Raw genomic sequence first — 19,046 nt, 5'->3', positions numbered from 1 at the left:
GTTATGTTTGCAAAAAATGGTGAGGATCTTCTTTACATATGTAGTTCAAAAGGAATAAAGTTAAGTGAATTTGCAATCTTAAGTGAAATGGAGCAAAAAGGTTGCTCTAAAGATGAAGTTTTTGAAACTATGAGAAAAACCTTTTATGTTATGAAAGAAGAAGTAAAAGAAGGATCGGAAAAAGAAGTTTTTTCTGTCAGTGGACTTATTGGTGGAGATGGATATAAGGTTAATAATTATTTAAAGAAAGGTAAGTCACTAACTGGAGATGTAATGGTTAAGGCTATGGGAAGAGCGTTATCTTGTTCAGAAGTAAATGCTTCAATGGGAAGAATAGTTGCTTGTCCTACAGCAGGTTCTTGTGGTATATTACCGGCTGTAATTACTACTGCTGGAGAAGCTTTAGATAAAACTGAAGATGAAATAATTGAAGGATTATTTGCAGCAGCAGCAGTTGGAATCATAATAGCGCAAAATGCTACCTTAGCTGGAGCAGAAGGTGGATGTCAGGCAGAATGTGGTTCAGCAGCAGCTATGAGTGCCGCTGCAGTTGTTGAAATGATGGGTGGAACTCCTAGAATGAGTTTAGATGCAGGCGCTATTGTTCTTCAAAATATTTTAGGATTAGTCTGTGATCCTGTAGCTGGGTTAGTAGAAATTCCTTGTGCGAAAAGAAATTTTGCAGGGGCAGTTAGTGCTTTAACTACTGCGGATTTAGTTATGGCTGGAGTTGAAAGTAAAATTCCTTTTGATGATGCAGTAGAAGCAATGTATAGAGTTGGAAGAAATTTACCTTCTGCACTAAGAGAAACTGCAATGGGAGGAATTGCTACAACTAAAACAGGATTGGAACTTAGAAAAAAAGTTTTTGGTAAAGATAAAGAATAATTATAGTAGATGACAATTTTATTAAATTAACATATAATAAGAATAAAAAATAATAGTATTGTGTGCTAGAGGGGCTAGTATATGCTAGCTGAGATTGAAAACAATATTTTCTGACTCTTAACACCTGATCTGGTTAATACCAGCGTAGGGAAGCATTAATTTATGAAATATTAGTGTAGCCTTAGGCTACACTTTTTTTATTTTCAAATTATATTAAATAAAAAAATATTTTAATTATTTTTTAAGATAATTTTAAAAGTAAATTTGAATTTTTTAATTAATAGCTTAAGGATTTAGATTATATATTTTTAATATTCCTCTACATATATTTTTTTTTGGAGGAGGGACTATTATGGGAAAAAAGAGAATTTCACAAAAAAATTTTTATCAAATTAAAACCTATAAGGTTGTAATTAGTGGAATATTAATAGCCTTAGGAGTAATTTTTGGATCTATATTTTATATTCCTATTCTTGGAGGAAAAATGTTTCCAATACAGCATTTTATAAATGTAGTTTCTGCAATTATTTTAGGTCCATTTTATGCAGTTTTAAATGCTTTTTGTGTTTCATTAATTAGAAATATATTAGGGACAGGCTCTTTACTCGCTTTTCCAGGAAGTATGATAGGAGCTTTAGTAGCTGGAATTATATATAAAAGATCTAAAAAGATTTATATGACAGCTTTAGGAGAAGTAATAGGAACTGGCATTATAGGAGCTTTAGTAGCTTATCCTATTGCAAAAATGGTAATGGGAAAAGAAGTAGCTTTATTTGCTTTTATTTTTCCCTTTTCATTAAGTTGTATAGGAGGAGCAGCCTTTGCCATTTTATTTTTAAATATACCACAGATAAAAGAATTAATAAAAAATATGGAGGTTAGTTAATATGAAAAATGCATTAACAATAGCAGGATCAGATTCTTGTGGAGGAGCTGGAATACAAGCAGATTTGAAATCCTTTTCAGCAAATGGAGTTTATGGAATGAGTGTGATTACAGCAATTACTGCTCAAAATACACAGGGAGTTTTCGGAATTGAAGATATTTCACCGGAAATAATAAAGAAACAAATAAATGTAATCTTTGATGATATACATGTAAATGCTATTAAAATTGGAATGGTATCTAAAATAGAATCAATAAAAGCTATAGGAGAAAGTCTTAGAAAAATAAAGAAATTACCACCTATAGTGTTAGATCCAGTTATGGTTTCTAAAAGTGGATTTAATTTATTATCTAAAGATGCAAAAGATACTCTTATAAAGGAGTTGTTTCCTTTAGCACTAATTATAACTCCAAATTTACCAGAGGCAGAAGAAATATTACAAAGAAAAATTGAAACCTTAGAAGATATGAGAGAAAGTGCTAAAAAATTAATAAAATTAGGACCTAAATATGTACTTATAAAAGGTGGACATTTAGAAAAAGATGCAATGGATATATTATATGATGGAGAAAACTTTATAGAACTTACTGGAGAAAGAATAAATACAATACATACTCATGGTACAGGATGTACTTTATCATCAGCTATAGCTGCTAATTTAGCTAAGGGAGATTCTGTAGAGATAGCTGTAAAGAAGGCTAAAGACTATATAACTATTGCTATTAAAAATGGTTTCAAACTAGGTAAAGGAGTAGGACCAACAAATCATTTTTATAAACTTTATAAGGATGCTGGAGTAATAGAATAATACGTTATATTTCAGTATAGAAGATGTTATTAGAAGACTTTATTTTTATAATTACATAATATTTTAGGAGGAATTTTATGAAGTTTTATAATGTTTATAAATATAAAAAAAACCTAGAAAATAAGGAACCTTTAATACATTGCATTACAAATTTAGTTACTATTAGTGATATGGCACAGGTACTTACAACAGCAGGAGCTAGACCTCTTATGGCTCATAGCTCTAAAGAATCTGGAGATATAACTTCTATAAGTGATGGATTAGTTTTAAATATAGGAACATTAGATGACTTACAAAAAGATGGAATGATAGCTGCTTTTAAGGCAGCATTAAAAAATAATATTCCTGTAGTTATAGATCCAGTAGGAGTTCATGCTACAGAATATAGAAAAGAGTTTTTAAAAGAATTATTATCTATAGGAAATCCTACAGTAATAAAAGGAAATCTTTCTGAAATAAAATCAATAGTTAAAATGAATAGTTCTTTCAAAGGCATAGATTGCTTAGAGGGAGAAGAAGGCTTAAGTAGTGATGTAATAGAGAAAACAAAGGATTTTTCAAAAGAAAGAAATATCATAATAGTTGTTTCTGGAAAAAGAGATTTAGTTATATTAGGAGAAAAAACTTTTGTAGTAGATAATGGATCTTCTTTAATGGGAAAGGTTACAGGTAGTGGATGTTTTTTAGGTGCATTATTAGCAGCTTTTGTTGCATCGGTTAGTGAAAGAGAAAAGGTAAATAAAGAAGAGCAGCTATATGCCTCCTTATCTTCTGTGGTATTTTGGGGACTTTGTGGTGAAGTAGCAGAAAGCAATTTAGAAAAAAATGAAGGAATATTTTCCTTTAAACATAGATTGCTAGACAATATTTCTCTTATAACAGAAGAAAATATAAAAAAAGGAGAGAAGATAAGTGAAGAATTTTAAAAATAAAGAGGTTTATCTTGTTTCTGATTATGAGATGAATTTTTCTGAATTATGTGAAAAAGTTGAAGAAGCTTTAAAAAGTGGAACTACAATACTCCAATATAGGGCAAAAAATAAAGATACTAGGGAGCTTTGTGATGAAGCTATGATTTTAAAGGAAATATGTGAAAAATATAATTGTATTTTTATAATAAATGATAGAGTAGATATTGCTTTAGTAGTAGATGCTGATGGCGTTCATCTAGGACAAAAAGATATGAAAGTTAAGGATGCAAGAAAAATATTAGGAGAAAATAAGATAATAGGTGCAAGTACTAAAAATGTAGAAGAGGCAAAAATAGCGGTAAATGAAGGAGCAGATTATTTAGGGGTGGGAGCTTTATTTGAAACTAACACCAAAAAAGATGCAGACTATGTAACAGCTGAAATGTTAGGAGAAATTAAGAAATCTGTAAATATACCTGTCTATGGAATAGGTGGAATTACAGATAGTAACTTAACAAAAGATATAATAAATAATATAGACGGGGTAGCAGTAGTATCAGTTATTTTAAAATCATTAGATATAAATGCTACAGTTACTAAATTAAAATCATATTTTAAAAGGTAAACTAGAAATTAAAAAATATATAAATTAACTTAAATAAAATAAACCTATTAGCTTTTAATAAAAAAGCTAATAGGTTTATTTTATGTATTTTTAGTAACTGTCATTTGATATTAAGTTTGAATATTATAGTATAAAGTATTATTAATAGAAATGTTAAATTAATACTTTAAGATGATCTTTATCATAATAAAAATCAATATAGGTAATAAAAGGAATTTATAAATTAATGTAAAGTTTTATTTATTGATGATTAAAAATTGGTTAATATAGATTATATGTTAGTTAAAGTAATTTAATATTTTTTGTAGGTATGTCTATAGTGAAATGGGGAGACTTTAACAACTTTTCTAAATACTGTAGAAAAATAACTTTGATTTTTAAAACCGCATACATCTGAAATATAACTTAAAGGCAAATCAGAACAAATTAAAAGTTCCTTTGCTTTATCAATTCTTTTTATATTAATAAATTCAGAAATTTTATAGTTTGTATTTTGTTTAAATAGAATTGATAAATAATTTTTTGATATATGAATATTTTTACTTATAAGCTCTAAACTTAAATTTTCAAATAAGTTATTTTCTATAAATCTTATAGCGTTTTTTATTATTATATTTTCTCTACGAGTAGAACAATTAATTATAAACTTATAATAGCTTTTAATTGCTTCTTCCCCTAAATGGGTGATTTCTTTTATACCATTACAATTTTCTATTTTGTCTATAAATTCATCACAAATAGTCTTAAGGCATATACAATTAGATTCTTGAGAGCATAGAGTTCTACTTAAAGAAACTAATAGAATTATTAAATGATTTTTTTTAACCCTTAAATTATTATTATTGTTTTGTATAAATGAAGACGAAAAGATTTTATATTCATTTATCACATCTTCTAATCTATCAGATAATATTTTTGTTTTTATTTTATCTTCATATAAATATTTATTTGCTATCTCCATAAATACCTCCGCAATAAGTAGATTTTATAAATTTGTAGATAAAAATTTATAAAATAATAAGAAATAAAATATATAATTAATTTATAAATGATAATCAATTTCAATTAAGATTATAATAACATAAATGAAAATATTTTTAAAGAATTAAATAAAGAAGGGTGGAAGGAAAAATGAAAAAATTAACAATCATATATTGGAGTGGAACAGGAAATACTGAAACTATGGCAAGACTTATAGAAAGTGGAGCTAAGGAATCTGGTGCTGATGTAAAACTATTAAATGTTTGCGAAGCTACAGAAGACGATGTTAAAGATGCAGAGATATTAGCATTAGGTTCACCTTCAATGGGAGTTGAAGTTATTGAAGAATGTGAAATGGAACCTTTTGTTTCATCAATAGAAGGAATTGTAAATGGTAAGAAGATAGGTTTATTTGGTTCTTATGGTTGGGGAACTGGAGAATGGATGGAAAATTGGGTTGAAAGAATGGAGAGCTGTGGAGCAGATGTTTTAGAGGAAGGCTTAATAGCTAATGGACTTCCAGAAGGTCCAGAAGCAGATGCGTGTGTTGAATATGGTAAAAAATTAGTAGAATAATATTATTTTTTCAAGGAGTGGTAGAAGTATGAATAAAGAGGCTTTAGATTTTTTTTATAAAATTGAAAATATGAATAAGAAAAACTATATGGAACATTTTATTACCTATTTAATAGCCCCAGTTTTATCAGGGATAAAACCTTCTTCTACCATAACTTTTACAAATAATAATAATAACTTACTTGATTCTTGGAATTCATATGGAGAAAATTTTATAAAAAAATTAGGTCTTAAATATGAGATTTTAAAAGAGTTATCTAATGGATTAATTATATTAATATATAATGAAGAAATATTAGAAAAACATCTTTTAGCCGATAAGAATAAAGAGTTTCTATGTAATTTAGGCTATGGTAATAAATTAACTCTTAAACATTGTTTAAGTTGTTTAAAAAATAAATTTGAACATATATCTTTTCCTCATGAAAGTGGTATATTTTTAGGAATCCCTTTAGAAGATGTAATTGCTTTTATGGAAAAGGAAAAGGAGATATTGTTTTGTGGATACTGGAAAGTATATTCAAATTATGAGAGGGCAAGGTCAATATTTGAGCTTTATGACAAAAGTAAGGAATTAGTAGCAAAAGCTGTATTAGAAGATAAAAGTATTTCATTAATTATAAATGAAATAAAAAATATATATAAACACTATAATTATGTATCTGAAAAGATTTCATAATTACTCCTAACACTACAAAAACTATTTTAAGGCTGAATTTATAAATTCTTTCCTTGAAATAGTTTTTTTTATTTATAAATTAATTATAATAAGTTTTTTTATAGATAATAATCTAATATGATATAATTTCAAGTAAGATTTTATTATGAGAAAACATTAAGAAAGGAAGGTATTTATGGATAGAGCATATAGAATTTTAAATAAATATTTTGGATATAAAAACTTTAAAGAAGGACAATATGAAATAATAAGAAATATTTTATCTAAAAGAGATACTTTTGCTATTTTGCCTACTGGTGGAGGAAAATCTATATGCTATCAAATACCTTCTATTTTGTTTTCAGGAGTAACTTTAGTCATATCTCCTCTTATATCACTTATGAAGGATCAGGTAGATAATATTAATGATGTAGGAATTAAAGCTGCATATATAAATAGCACTTTAAAAAAAGATGAAATAATAGAAATATTAAAAGATATAGCTATAGGCGAGTATAAACTTTTATATATAGCACCAGAAAGACTTGAATTAGATTATTTTAAAAGTTTTTTAAAAAGGTTAAATATAAGTCAAATAGCTATAGATGAAGCTCATTGTGTGTCTCAATGGGGACATGATTTTAGACCTAGTTATAAATATATTAAATCTTTTATAAATGGTTTAGAAAAAAGGCCAGTTGTAACAGCTTTTACAGCAACAGCAACTGAAATTGTAAAAAAAGATATTATAAATTTATTAGGGCTTAAAGAGCCATATGTTTATTTTGGTTCTATTAATAGAGATAATTTATATTTAAGTATTCATAAAGAAATAGATAAATTAGAATTTATAAAAGATTATATAAGGGATAATGATGAATCTTTAATAATATACTGTTCAACAAAGAGAGAGGTTGAAGGTCTTTATGAATATTTAAAAGAGAGAGGATTTTCTTTAGCTAAATATCATGGTGGTTTAAGTGATTATGAAAAGAAAAATTTTCAAGAAGAATTTTTACTAGAAAATATAAATGTAATGATAGCAACTAATGCTTTTGGAATGGGAATAGATAAATCTAATGTAAGATCTATAATACATTTTTCTATTCCTAAGAATCTAGAAAGTTATTATCAAGAAATAGGTAGAGGCGGTAGAGACGGAGAAAGATGTAGTTGTCATTTATTATATAATAGGGAAGATATAAGATTACAAGAATATATAATAAATACTACTTCAAAAATTTCTAGAAGAGAATTGGAAATTAGAAAGCTTCAAAGTATGATTGAATATTGTGAATACCATGGATGTTATAAAAGTTTTATATTGAATTATTTTGGAGATAAGGACAGCAAAAACTATTGTAATAGCTGTTCTAATTGCTTAAAAAATGACAATCTAATAGATATAACTATAGATGCTCAAAAGATATTATCTTGTATTTATAGAACTAAAGAAAAAGTAGGTATTTCTGTTTTAGTAGATATTTTAAGAGGATTTAAAGGCCCTAAAATAATAGCTAATAAATATGATAGCTTATCTACCTTTGGAATTATGAAAAATCACAGTGGAAGATTCATAAAGGATATAATTTATACATTAATAGAAGAAAAGCTTTTAGATAGAAAAGAAGGAACCTACTCTATGGTTAAATTGAATTCTAAATCCATAAATATATTAAAAGGAAAAGAAAAAGTAATAACATTACTAAAGACTAATCAAGAGTATGAAATTTTAGATGAGGAATTATTTAAAAAGTTAAGGATATTAAGAAAGGATATATCTCAAAGGGAAAATGTTAAACCTTATATAATATTTTCAGATTCTAGTTTAATAGAGATGGCAAATATTAAACCTAAAAATAAAGATGAATTTTTAAACATAAAAGGAGTAGGAGAAAAGAAGTGGAATAAATACGGATCTTTATGTTTAAAAATAATTGATAATCATGTAAGGGGAAAAAATAATAAAATGAAAAAATTATAGATTTAATTGCTCTTTTTATAGTTAATAATAGATTTAGTTGAATATGGCGGTGAATATGTTTACAATTAAAGTGAATTTTGTGACTAAATTTAAAAAGAAAAAGTAATTCTGTGTATAAATTTTTAAAAGTTATGAACAAAAATAATCTTTATAAATTAAATTTTATTACATAGGGGGAGTAAATAGATGGGTATAGAGTATAAATTTCCTAGGGGTTTTTGGTGGGGAGCAGCTTCATCAGCAACTCAAATGGAAGGTGCATCTAAGGAAGATGGTAAAGGACAAAATATATGGGATTATTGGTATAGTATTGAGCCAGAAAAGTTTTTTAATAAAGTAGGCCCAGAAAAGACTACTGATTTTTATCATAAATATAAAGAAGATATAAAGAGAATGAAAAACTTAGGTTTTAATAGTTTTAGAACCTCTATTTCATGGTCAAGATTAATACCAAAGGGAAAAGGTAAGGTTAATGAAGAGGCTGTTAAATATTATAATTCAGTTATAGATGAAATGATAGAAAATGGTATAGAGCCTTTTTATAATTTATATCATTTTGATATGCCAATGGAGCTTCAAAAAATAGGTGGATTTGAAAATAGAGAAGTTGTAGAAGCTTATGCTGATTATGCAGAAATATGTTTTAAGTTATTTGGAGATAGAGTGAAAAAGTGGTTTACCTTCAATGAGCCTATAGTACCTGTAGAATTTGGATACTTAGATGTATATCATTATCCCTGTGTAATAGATATGAAAAGGGCAGTACAGGTGGCTTATAACTCTGTAATAGCTAGTAGTAAGGCTATAGAGAGATTTAAGACATTACAAAGTAAAAGCAAAAAAAGTGAAATAGGAATAATATTAAATTTAACTCCTTCATATCCAAGAAGTAATAGTAAAGAGGATATGAAGGCTTCAAATCTTTGTGATTTAATGTTTAATAGAAGTTTTTTAGATACTTCTGTTAAGGGAGAATTTCCAAAAGAATTAATTGAATTTATAAAAGAAAATAATTTAATGCCAGAAACTTATGAAGGAGATTTAAACCTTATAAAGAAAAATACTGTAGATTTATTAGGTGTTAACTATTATCAACCAAGAAGAGTGAAAGCAAAGGAAACACCTAAGAAAAATAAAGATAAAATATTACCAACAGATTTTTTTGATAACTATGATATGCCTGGTAAAAAGATGAATCCTTATAGAGGATGGGAAATATACGAAAAAGGTATATACGATATAATGATTAATCTTAAAGAAAACTATGGAAATATAAAAAGTTATATTTCTGAAAATGGCATGGGAGTAGAAAGTGAAGAAAGATTTATTAAAGATGGAATAATTCAAGATGATTATAGAATAGACTTTATAAAAGATCATTTAAAATGGCTTTACAAAGCAATAAGCGAAGGTGCTAATTGTAGAGGATACCATTTATGGACCTTTATAGATAATTGGTCATGGTTAAATGCTTATAAAAATAGATATGGATTTTATTCATTAAATCTTAAAACAGAAGAAAGAACTATTAAAAAAAGTGGTAAATGGTTTAAAGAAGTAACTAGAAATAATGGATTTTAATTTATAAACTAAAAGTTATAAGCTATTAAAATAGTATACAAGTAACCTTTTAGATTATTTTAAGTTAAAAGTAAAAAGCTATAAGTCTAAATTAGATTTATAGCTTTTTTATTAAGAAATTATTTTAAAATAAATCCCTTAATATCTTAGATATAAAACTTTATACTTTAAAAATACTTAGAAAATTAATCAACATATTAGAGTTATATAGGGATTTTTTATTAGATAAAAATTAATAAATAGTTAAGAAATTTAAAAATCAGTTGTTAAGTTATAAACTTTAAATTATAATACTATACAACAAGTTATTTTGATATTCAAAATATTTTATTATCAAAGGATGTGAATTGTTAAATGAATATAAAACCATTAAAAATTGGAGATTTAGAGGCTAAGTTGCCTATAATACAAGGTGGTATGGGTATAGGGGTTTCATCATCAAATTTAGCTTCAGCAGTAGCAAAAGAAGGTGGAATAGGAGTTATATCTGCTGCTAATATTGGTTATGAAGAAGAAGATTTTGAAACTAATACATTAAAGGCTAATATAAGAGGCTTAAAAAAACATATTAAAAAAGCAAAAGAAAAAGCTCAATTAGGAATTATTGGAGTTAACATAATGGTGGCTATGAAAAATTATGGTGAATTTGTTAAGGCATCTATAGAAGCTGGGGCTGATATTATAATATCTGGAGCAGGTATGCCAACTAATTTACCAAGCTTAATAGGTAAAAGTAAGATAAAAATAGCTCCTATAATATCTTCATCAAAAGGAGCAAAGGTGTTATTAAAACTTTGGGATAGGCATCATAAAAGGACTGCTGATATGATTGTTATTGAAGGTCCAAAAGCTGGTGGACATTTAGGATTTAAAAAAGAAAATATAGAAGAGTCTATAAAAGACTTTGATAAGGAAATTTTAAATATAATAAAAGAAGTAAAAGTATATGAAGAAAAATATAATAAAGATATACCAGTAGTAGTTGCTGGCGGAGTATTTGATGGAAATGATATTGCAAAATATCTAAAGCTAGGCGCTGATGGTGTGCAAATGGCTACAAGGTTTGTGGCAACAGAGGAATGTGATGCATCAGAAGAGTTTAAAAAAGCTTATATTAATGCAAAAGAGGAAGATATAGTAATTGTACAAAGTCCAGTAGGAATGCCAGGAAGAGCCATTATGAATCCTTTTGTAAAGAGAATTACAGATAATAGAGAAAACATCTTAAAGTGCTATAATTGCTTAGAACCTTGTAATCCTAAAGAAACTCCTTACTGCATAAGTAAAGCACTTTTAAATGCAGTTAAAGGAAATATAAATGAAGGATTAATTTTTTGTGGATCTAATGCATATAAAATAGATAAAATAATTACTGTAAAAGAGTTAATGGATGAATTAATAAAAGAAATAGAGCTTTCTTTATAATCTATAAGATTTGATGTTAATTATTATATACTTAACATCAAATCTTATTTTATTAATATAAGTTATTATAAAAACATAAATAAATTAGTTATATTTGTAAAATACTAAGGTTGTTAATAAATTAATAATATTTTACAATTATATTATGTGTCCTAAAAATTTAAGAAGCTTTATTATTCTTAAAATATAGATTTCATAATTATTTAATAATGAGAGGTGATTAGATGAAGAAAAGACCAGATTTATTAAATGATAATGTAGAATCACTAGTATTAAAGTATATGATTCCAAGTGTTGCTGGAATGTTAGGATTATCTGCTTGTATATTTTTTGATACCTTATTTGTTGGAAAAGGTATTGGAGATAATGGATTAGCTGCTTTAAATATAGCGGTACCTATATTTAATTTTTATAATAGTATTGGTTATCTTTTAGGAGTAGGTGGTGCTACTACAATGTCTATTGCAATTGGAAGAAAGCAACACAAAAAGGCCCATTCTATATTTACAGTTTCTATAATTTTTTCTCTTATAATTGGTTTAATATTTACTTTAGGAGGAATATTTTTTATAAATCCTATAGCTAGATTTTTTGGAGCTTCAGAAGAATTATTACCATTAGTTACTGACTATCTAAGTATAATATTATATGCTTCTATATTATTTATACTTTCAATTACTTTAAACGTTTTTGTAAGGAATGATAAAGCTCCTAAATTAGCTATGTGGGCTGTTATATTAGGAAATTTTTCTAATATAATTTTAGACTATATATTAATATTTCCGTTAGACTTAGGGATGAAAGGAGCAGCAATTGCTACAATAACTGCCCCTACTATTTCTATAATAGTATTAAGCTTACACTTTATAAGAAGCCATAATAGCATACATATTAACTTTACAAATTTAACCTTCGAACATTCTCCTAAAATATTTAAAAATGGTGCATCAAGTTTAGTAATGGAGCTTTCAGCAGGACTTATAATTTTTACATTTAATTTAAGTGTATTCAAATTAAAAGGAGATTTAGGTATTGCAGCTTATAGCATTATAGCTAATCTTTCTATGATTGTAACAGCAATTTATTATGGTGTATCTCAGGCAATACAACCTATTATAAGTATAAATTATGGAGCAGATAACAAAAAAAGAGTATTAAAAGCTTTCAAATTTGCAAATAAAATAGCTCTGGCAATTGGAGTATTATGTTTCTTATTAGGATTAATTTTTCCAAAGCAATTGACTTCAATATTTACAAATGATAGAGGAGAGCTTTTAAAACTTACTATTACAGGAATAAAATTATACTTTATGACATTTATATTTTCAGGATTAAATATTGTTGCAATAACATATTTTCAATGTACTGAAAAAACTAGATTTTCTACTACATTATCATTTTTAAGAGGGATTATACTAGTTATGATTGGAGTATTTATACTTCCAAAATTTTTGGGGATAGATGGAATATGGCTTACAATTCCAATATCTGAAATATTAACTTTAATAGTTGCTATAATATTTTATATTATTAGTAAAAAGAAAAGTAAATAATTTATTATGATAAAAAAACAAACAAAATAATTTTCAAAATAGGATATAAATTTATATCCTATTTTTTTATTTTAAATTAAAAAACAACATATAAAATATATGATTTTTACAACTTAAAACTTGTCATAGAATCTTTATCTTAATGAATATATTTAAAGAAAAGGAGGGATTTAAATGAATTTTAAAGAGTTTATTGAGAATGATAGAGAAAATATTGGAAATAAAAAGTTTCAAGGAACTTTTTTAGAATATTTAGAAATAGTTAAAGAAAATCCTAATATAGCTAAATTATCTCATAAAAGAATTTATGATATTATTTTTGAAAAAGGTTTTGAGGTTTTAAAACCAGAAGAAAATCCAAGAATAAAAAAGATATTTGGGAATGAATCTATAAAAAAATATAAGATTTTTGAAAAAGATTTTTTTGGAATAGATAAAGTTTTGATGAAACTTGTTAATTATTTTTATTCAGCATCTATGAAAGGTGAGGAAGCAAGACAAGTACTTTATTTAGTAGGACCAGTAGGGGCAGGAAAATCTTCTTTAGTAGAATCATTAAAAAATTTACTAGAAGAGTCTGAACCTATTTATTGTATAAAAGGGTGTCCTATGCATGAAGAGCCATTACATTTAATACCTAAGCATCTAAGAAAAGATTTTGAGAAGGCTTTAGGAGTTCAGATAGAAGGGGATCTTTGTCCTATATGCAAGTATAGATTATTAAATGAATATAATGGTAGATATGAAGACATGATGGTAGAAACTAAGAATTTTTCTATTAGATCAAGAAAAGGAATAGGTGTAGTACCACCAGTAGACCCTAATAATCAAGATACATCAATTTTAACAGGATCTGTTGATATATCAAAAATGGATATGTACTCTGAAGATGATCCTAGAATTTTTTCTTTAAACGGAGCATTTAATATTGGAAATAGGGGGTTAGTAGAATTTATAGAGGTTTTTAAAAATGATGTTGAGTATCTTCATACTATAATAACTGCTACTCAAGAAAAATCTATTCCATCTCCAGGAAAAGGTTCTATGATTTATTTTGATGGATTAATAATAGCTCATTCTAATGAAGCAGAGTGGGATAAGTTTAAATCAGATCATACCAATGAAGCAATACTAGATAGAATAGTAAAAATAGAAGTTCCATACTGTCTAGAATTAAATGAAGAAAAGAAAATCTATGAAAAAATATTAAATAAAAGTAACTTTAAAGCACACATAGGTCCACATACTATGGAAATTGCTGCTATGTTTGCAATACTTTCAAGGCTAGTGCCATCAAGTAAGGTTGATCCTATTACTAAGCTTAAAATATATAATGGAGAGGATATTGTAGATCAAGGAACTACTAAAAAAATTGATATTATGGAACTTAAAGAGGAAGCTGGTCCATCAGAGGGAATGAAAGGTATTTCTACAAGATTCATAGTTAAAGCTATTGATAATGCATTATCCAATTCAGAATATAATTGTATAAATCCACTTAGTATTATGGAAAGTATAATTAAGTCAATTAAAGATTTAGATATAGCAAAGGAAGAGAAGAAAAAGTATTTAGCATATATTCAAGATGTTATAAGAAAAGAATATAACAAAATTTTAGAAAAGGAAATAACTAAAGCCTTTATACATTCTTTTAGGGAACAGGCGGAAAGTCTTTTTAATAATTATTTAGACAATGCAGAAGCCTATGTTAATAAAACAAAACTTAAGGATCAATCTACAGGGGAAGAACTTAATGCTGATGAAGAATTTATGAGAAGTATAGAGGAACAAATAGGAGTATCAGAATCTTCCGCTAAAGGCTTTAGGTCAGATGTTAATTCATATATGTTCTATATTATAAGAAATGGAGGAAAGGTAGACTATACTTCTTATGAACCTCTTAAAGAAGCTATAGAAAAGAAATTAACAGCATCAGTTAAAGATTTATCTAGAATAATAACTAAATCTAGAGTTAGAGATAAAGAGCAGGCAGAAAAATATAATGCAATGGTTTATGAGATGAAGAAAAATGGATATTGTAATCATTGCTGTGATGTTATATTAAAGTATGCTGCTAATAATCTTTGGAAGGATTGATAAAATGGCACTTTTTAGAGATAGTAGCGACAATCCTATAGAATATGATAGAACAATAGAAGATAGAAGAAGACATAGACAATTAGTAGAAGATTCTATAAAGGAAAATTTAGGTGATATTTTATCAGAAGAAAGCATTGTTGGAGAAAGTAAAAATAAAAAATTTAAAATTCCAATAAGAGGCATAAAAGAATATCAATTTATTTTTGGAAAGAATAATAAAGGTGTTGTAACTGGTACAGGAGATGAAAAAAGAGATGATAGATTAATTGATGGATCTTATAAAGAAATAGCAAAGGGTAAGGCTGGAAATAAAGAAGGAGAAGATATTTATGAAACTGAAATAACTCTAGAGGAGCTATTAGAGTATATAGTTGATGAATTAAACCTTCCTAATTTAGATAAGAAGAAATTTTCAGATATACTAGTAGAATCTACAAGTAGAAAAAGAGGATATCAAAGATATGGTATAAAGCCAAGACTTGCAAAGAAAAAAACAGTTATGGCTAAGATTGCAAGAAAACAGTGTAAAAAAAGAGCTTTAAGGGAATTAGGAATTAAGGATTCTTTTGAAAGATTTCCTTTTAGAGAAGAGGATTTAAGATATTATAAGGTGAAAAAGAAACCTAAAAGAGAAAGCAATGCTGTAATGATATTTATAATGGATGTTTCAGGTTCTATGGATAATACAAAAAAGTTTTTAGCAAGATCTTTCTTTTTTATAATGTCTAAATTTTTAAGAAGAAAATATAGTAATATAGCCTTTGAGTTTATATCTCATACAACTACTGCAAAAATCGTTAGTGAAGATGAATTTTTTCATAAGGGAGAATCAGGAGGAACTTATATTTCTTCAGGATTAAATAAAGCATTGGATTTAATAAATAGTAAATACCCACCGAAACTTTGGAATATATATCCTATGTATGGATCTGATGGGGATAACTGGAGTGAGGATAATGAAAATGCAATAGATGCTGTAAATAAACTTTGTGATATATGCAATATGTTTGGATATGCAGAACTTTTACCTTCAACTTATTCTTCTACTATGTATGAAAAATTTCAAAAGGAAATCAAAAAGAGTAATTTTATATCAGTAACAATAGAGGATAAGAAAGAATTATTTAAAGCAATAAAAAATATGCTTAGTTATGAACTTAAGGAGGAGGAATAATGGATTTTAATTTAAAGGATTTAGAAAGATGGAATAATAAGATAGAAAAAGTAGCTAAAGATTTTGGATTAGACTATTATCCTCAAGAATTTGAAATTATAACATATAAAGATATGTTAGCATATGAAGCATATTTGGGAATGCCTTCTCGGTATTCACATTGGAGTTTTGGAAAAGCTTATGAAAAAAATAGAGCTTTATATTCAGTTAATTTAACGGGACTTCCTTATGAAATGGTTATAAATTCAAATCCCTGTATTGCTTATTTGATGAAGGACAACACTGATTTATTACAAATTTTAACTATGGCCCATGTTTATGGACATAATGATTTCTTTAAAAATAATAGACTTTTTAAAGAAGGAACAAGAGCTGATACGGTATTAGAGATGTTTAAATTAGATGGAGAAATTATAAAGGGATATATTAATGATCCTAATATAGGTTATAAAAAAGTAGAGAAGATTTTAGATGCAGCTCATACAATTAGGTTCCAGATACCAAGGGTTGTAGGAGAGAAGAAAATATCTCAAGAAGAGATTAAAAAAAATATTTTAGAAGATTATAATAAATCTATAGAAAATAAAGGAATATTAGATTATGGAAATTTGATTAAAGAGCCAGATTTATCTAAGGTTCCTCTAGAACCTGATGATGATTTAATGCAATTTTTAATAGATTATGGAAATCTAGAAGAATGGGAAAAAAGTGTATTAAAAATAGTTAGAAGAGAGAGCTTATATTTTATTCCGCAGATTGAAACTAAGATTATGAATGAAGGATGGGCTAGTTTCTGTCATTATAATATACTTAAAAAATTAGAGCTTTCTCAAGGTCTTTATTTTGAGTTTTTAAAAAGACACAATGATGTAATAGCACCGGTAATAGGTTCTTTAAATCCATATTATTTAGGATTTAAAATATTTGAAAATATTCATGAAAAATATGGATTAGAAAAAGCACTAGAGGTTAGAGCACTGGAAAGAGACAGTTCTTTTCTTAGAAAATATTTAACGGAAGAACTTTGTAGGGAATTAAATTTATTTCAATATGGTAAAAAAACTTATGACTATGTTGTAGCAGAAATTGCTGACGAAATTGGTTGGAAAAAAATTAGAGATAATTTAATTTTACAATGTGGAATAAGTGCTGTTCCGTATATTAGAGTAGAAAACTTAAATATAAAAAATAATACTTTAACTTTAGAGCATATATTTGATGGGCGAGAGCTAGAAATAAATTATTGTAAAGAAACTTTAAAATATATACAAAGATTATGGGGGAATAAAGTAAGACTTATAACAAAAAATTTAAATGGAGAAAAAATATATATTACCTGCGATGATAAGAATAGGATTTTAATTAATTAGATAAGTAACAAAAAGTAATTTATAGCATAAATTAATACAGTAAGCAATCCTTAGGAGAGTTAAATGGATATAAGTGGAACAAAAACAGAAAAAAATTTGTTAAAAACTTTTGCTGGGGAATCTAGAGCGAGAAATAGATATGATTTATACAGTGAAAAAGCAAATCAGGAAGGATATTATTGGATAGCAAAGGTTTTTAATGAGACTGCTTTAAATGAATTTGCTCATGCTAGAGAAGTTTTTAAAAGATACTTAAAAATGATAAATTCCACAGAACAAAATCTTTTAAGTGCAGCAATGGGAGAAAACGAAGAGGCAGAAAGTATATATAAAGATTTTGAAAATACAGCGAGAATGGAAGGGTTTAATGATATTGCTGACTTCTTTAAAGAATTAAGAGAAGTTGAAGAAAGTCATAAAGAAAGATTTATGATGCTATATGAAGGGTTAAAAAACAAAAATCTTTATAATTCTAATAAAGAAGATACTATGTGGAAGTGTTTAAATTGTGGGTATATACACATAGGAAAAAATGCTCCAGAAATTTGTCCTTTATGCAAGTTTCCAAGGGGATATTTTAAACTTTATTGTAAGTGTGAAAAAAAGTAGGAGGATAAAAAATGTATTTTTCATATCCTAAAGAATATTTTTTCCCTGTTTTAATTAAAAATACTGAAGACTTTAATATAAATGGTGAAATATTACATGATTTTGATCTTTTAAGACGGTATGATGAAAATATTTCATTTAATAATATTTTTGACGATATTGATGAGGAGTTTGTAGAAAATTTAGGTATAAGAATAATATAGATTTTATTAATTATTAAAAAAAGCTTGCATATAATATAATGCAGGCTTTTTCTTTTAGATTTATTCATACATAAATAAATTTAAATTTTTTACTTAAAGAATAATGTAAAGTAAATCTAATATATTTATTGTAATAGCAATCAAAGCAAAGGTGATAAAATGGATAGCTATAAAGAATTGTTTGATGCATATTTTTGTGAAGTAAATAATTTAACTGAACTTTTAGCTAAATATGTTAATGCATATAGATTATTAATAGGTGGAGCAGGTGAGCTAAATAATATTGCTTTAGCTAGAAAAAAAGATGTAAGAAATGCAATAGAGAGAGCAAACCAATTAGGTGAAATAATAGATGTTTTATTAGATGTTTTAGAGAGTGTAGAGTGTGCTTATTTAGACTATATTAGATTAAAGTCTGATATTATAGCTTTAAAAACAGAAAAAAAGCTTATTCTTACTGAAATAGATAATGAATTACTATTTCAAAACTCTAAAAGAGAAGAATTTAATGCTAAAAAGAATAATGATGAGAGAGAAAAAAAGAAGAGAAAAAGAAGAAAGACTAAAAAGGATTTTGAAAAAGAGTTTAATAAAGAATGTAAAGATTGTGATGTTTGTGATGGAGAATGTAATGATAATGAGCCGGTAGATCCGCCTTATCAGGAAGAACCTCTTGATGAATTTATAAATAAAAAGGATATAGATTAAATAATA

Annotated in this window: 18 protein-coding genes and 1 riboswitch; of the genes, 17 read left to right on the top strand and 1 reads right to left on the bottom strand. The window is 26.5% G+C overall.

Translation table 11 applies throughout. The annotated features are described in order from the left end of the window. The first annotated feature begins 3 nt into the window (after nucleotides 1-3). The 5 genes from sdaAA (at nucleotide 4) to thiE (ending at nucleotide 4,118) form a co-directional block, all read left to right on the top strand. Nucleotides 4-888: an L-serine ammonia-lyase, iron-sulfur-dependent, subunit alpha gene (gene sdaAA, locus BUA70_RS00820; protein WP_072892329.1), complete on the top strand. Its 885-nt coding sequence runs from the start codon at nucleotides 4-6 to the stop codon at nucleotides 886-888. 57 nt (nucleotides 889-945) lie between these two features. Continuing rightward, a riboswitch (TPP riboswitch) is annotated at nucleotides 946-1,056 on the top strand. A 184-nt stretch (nucleotides 1,057-1,240) separates the two neighbouring features. Next, complete coding sequence (gene thiW / locus BUA70_RS00815; protein WP_072892328.1) at nucleotides 1,241-1,774, top strand: energy coupling factor transporter S component ThiW; 534 nt, start codon at nucleotides 1,241-1,243, stop codon at nucleotides 1,772-1,774. A 1-nt stretch (nucleotide 1,775) separates the two neighbouring features. Further along, nucleotides 1,776-2,582: a bifunctional hydroxymethylpyrimidine kinase/phosphomethylpyrimidine kinase gene (thiD, locus tag BUA70_RS00810; protein ID WP_072892327.1), complete on the top strand. Its 807-nt coding sequence runs from the start codon at nucleotides 1,776-1,778 to the stop codon at nucleotides 2,580-2,582. Between the two features lie 77 nt (nucleotides 2,583-2,659). Further along, a complete protein-coding gene (thiM, locus tag BUA70_RS00805) occupies nucleotides 2,660-3,508 on the top strand; it encodes a hydroxyethylthiazole kinase (protein ID WP_072892326.1) in 849 nt (282 codons plus the stop codon). After that, nucleotides 3,495-4,118 carry a thiamine phosphate synthase gene (thiE, locus tag BUA70_RS00800; protein ID WP_072892325.1) on the top strand — a complete coding sequence of 208 codons (624 nt, stop codon included), beginning with the start codon at nucleotides 3,495-3,497 and terminating at the stop codon, nucleotides 4,116-4,118. Before thiM ends, thiE begins: the two co-directional genes overlap by 14 nt. Before the next feature lie 292 nt (nucleotides 4,119-4,410). Here the strand turns inward: thiE and BUA70_RS00795 are convergent, their stop codons facing one another. Beyond that, nucleotides 4,411-5,079, bottom strand: coding sequence for a helix-turn-helix domain-containing protein (locus BUA70_RS00795; protein ID WP_072892324.1), 669 nt, complete (start codon nucleotides 5,077-5,079; stop codon nucleotides 4,411-4,413). Between the two features lie 170 nt (nucleotides 5,080-5,249). Between BUA70_RS00795 and BUA70_RS00790 the strand changes: the two genes are divergently transcribed. The 12 genes from BUA70_RS00790 (at nucleotide 5,250) to BUA70_RS13190 (ending at nucleotide 19,040) form a co-directional block, all read left to right on the top strand. Then, nucleotides 5,250-5,675, top strand: a complete 426-nt coding sequence (locus tag BUA70_RS00790; RefSeq protein ID WP_072892323.1) for a flavodoxin — start codon at nucleotides 5,250-5,252, stop codon at nucleotides 5,673-5,675. A gap of 28 nt (nucleotides 5,676-5,703) precedes the next feature. Next, nucleotides 5,704-6,354 carry a DUF3793 family protein gene (locus BUA70_RS00785; RefSeq protein ID WP_072892322.1) on the top strand — a complete coding sequence of 217 codons (651 nt, stop codon included), beginning with the start codon at nucleotides 5,704-5,706 and terminating at the stop codon, nucleotides 6,352-6,354. A gap of 175 nt (nucleotides 6,355-6,529) precedes the next feature. Continuing rightward, complete coding sequence (gene recQ / locus BUA70_RS00780; RefSeq protein ID WP_072892321.1) at nucleotides 6,530-8,317, top strand: DNA helicase RecQ; 1,788 nt, start codon at nucleotides 6,530-6,532, stop codon at nucleotides 8,315-8,317. A 186-nt stretch (nucleotides 8,318-8,503) separates the two neighbouring features. Further along, a complete protein-coding gene (locus BUA70_RS00775) occupies nucleotides 8,504-9,898 on the top strand; it encodes a glycoside hydrolase family 1 protein (protein ID WP_072892320.1) in 1,395 nt (464 codons plus the stop codon). Between the two features lie 354 nt (nucleotides 9,899-10,252). Continuing rightward, nucleotides 10,253-11,323: an NAD(P)H-dependent flavin oxidoreductase gene (locus tag BUA70_RS00770; RefSeq protein ID WP_072892319.1), complete on the top strand. Its 1,071-nt coding sequence runs from the start codon at nucleotides 10,253-10,255 to the stop codon at nucleotides 11,321-11,323. Between the two features lie 224 nt (nucleotides 11,324-11,547). Next, entirely contained in the window at nucleotides 11,548-12,876 is a 1,329-nt protein-coding gene (locus BUA70_RS00765; RefSeq protein WP_072892318.1) for an MATE family efflux transporter, read from the top strand. Between the two features lie 174 nt (nucleotides 12,877-13,050). Further along, nucleotides 13,051-14,973 (top strand): PrkA family serine protein kinase, encoded by a 1,923-nt coding sequence (locus BUA70_RS00760; protein WP_072892317.1) that lies wholly within the window; start codon nucleotides 13,051-13,053, stop codon nucleotides 14,971-14,973. Nucleotides 14,974-14,977: 4 nt separating this feature from the next. Next, a complete protein-coding gene (gene yhbH / locus BUA70_RS00755; protein ID WP_072892316.1) occupies nucleotides 14,978-16,150 on the top strand; it encodes a sporulation protein YhbH in 1,173 nt (390 codons plus the stop codon). After that, nucleotides 16,150-17,520: a SpoVR family protein gene (locus BUA70_RS00750; RefSeq protein WP_072892315.1), complete on the top strand. Its 1,371-nt coding sequence runs from the start codon at nucleotides 16,150-16,152 to the stop codon at nucleotides 17,518-17,520. The genes yhbH and BUA70_RS00750 overlap by 1 nt, the downstream gene beginning before the upstream one ends. A gap of 63 nt (nucleotides 17,521-17,583) precedes the next feature. Continuing rightward, nucleotides 17,584-18,129, top strand: a complete 546-nt coding sequence (locus BUA70_RS00745) for a rubrerythrin family protein (protein WP_072892314.1) — start codon at nucleotides 17,584-17,586, stop codon at nucleotides 18,127-18,129. Between the two features lie 11 nt (nucleotides 18,130-18,140). Beyond that, entirely contained in the window at nucleotides 18,141-18,332 is a 192-nt protein-coding gene (locus BUA70_RS00740) for a hypothetical protein (protein WP_072892313.1), read from the top strand. A gap of 159 nt (nucleotides 18,333-18,491) precedes the next feature. Then, complete coding sequence (locus BUA70_RS13190; protein ID WP_072892312.1) at nucleotides 18,492-19,040, top strand: hypothetical protein; 549 nt, start codon at nucleotides 18,492-18,494, stop codon at nucleotides 19,038-19,040. The last annotated feature ends 6 nt before the right edge of the window (nucleotides 19,041-19,046 follow it).

The sequence above is a fragment of the Clostridium fallax genome (assembly GCF_900129365.1).
Lineage (GTDB): Bacteria > Bacillota > Clostridia > Clostridiales > Clostridiaceae > Clostridium_AH > Clostridium_AH fallax.
This window is presented reverse-complemented; position numbering and strand designations above follow the sequence as displayed.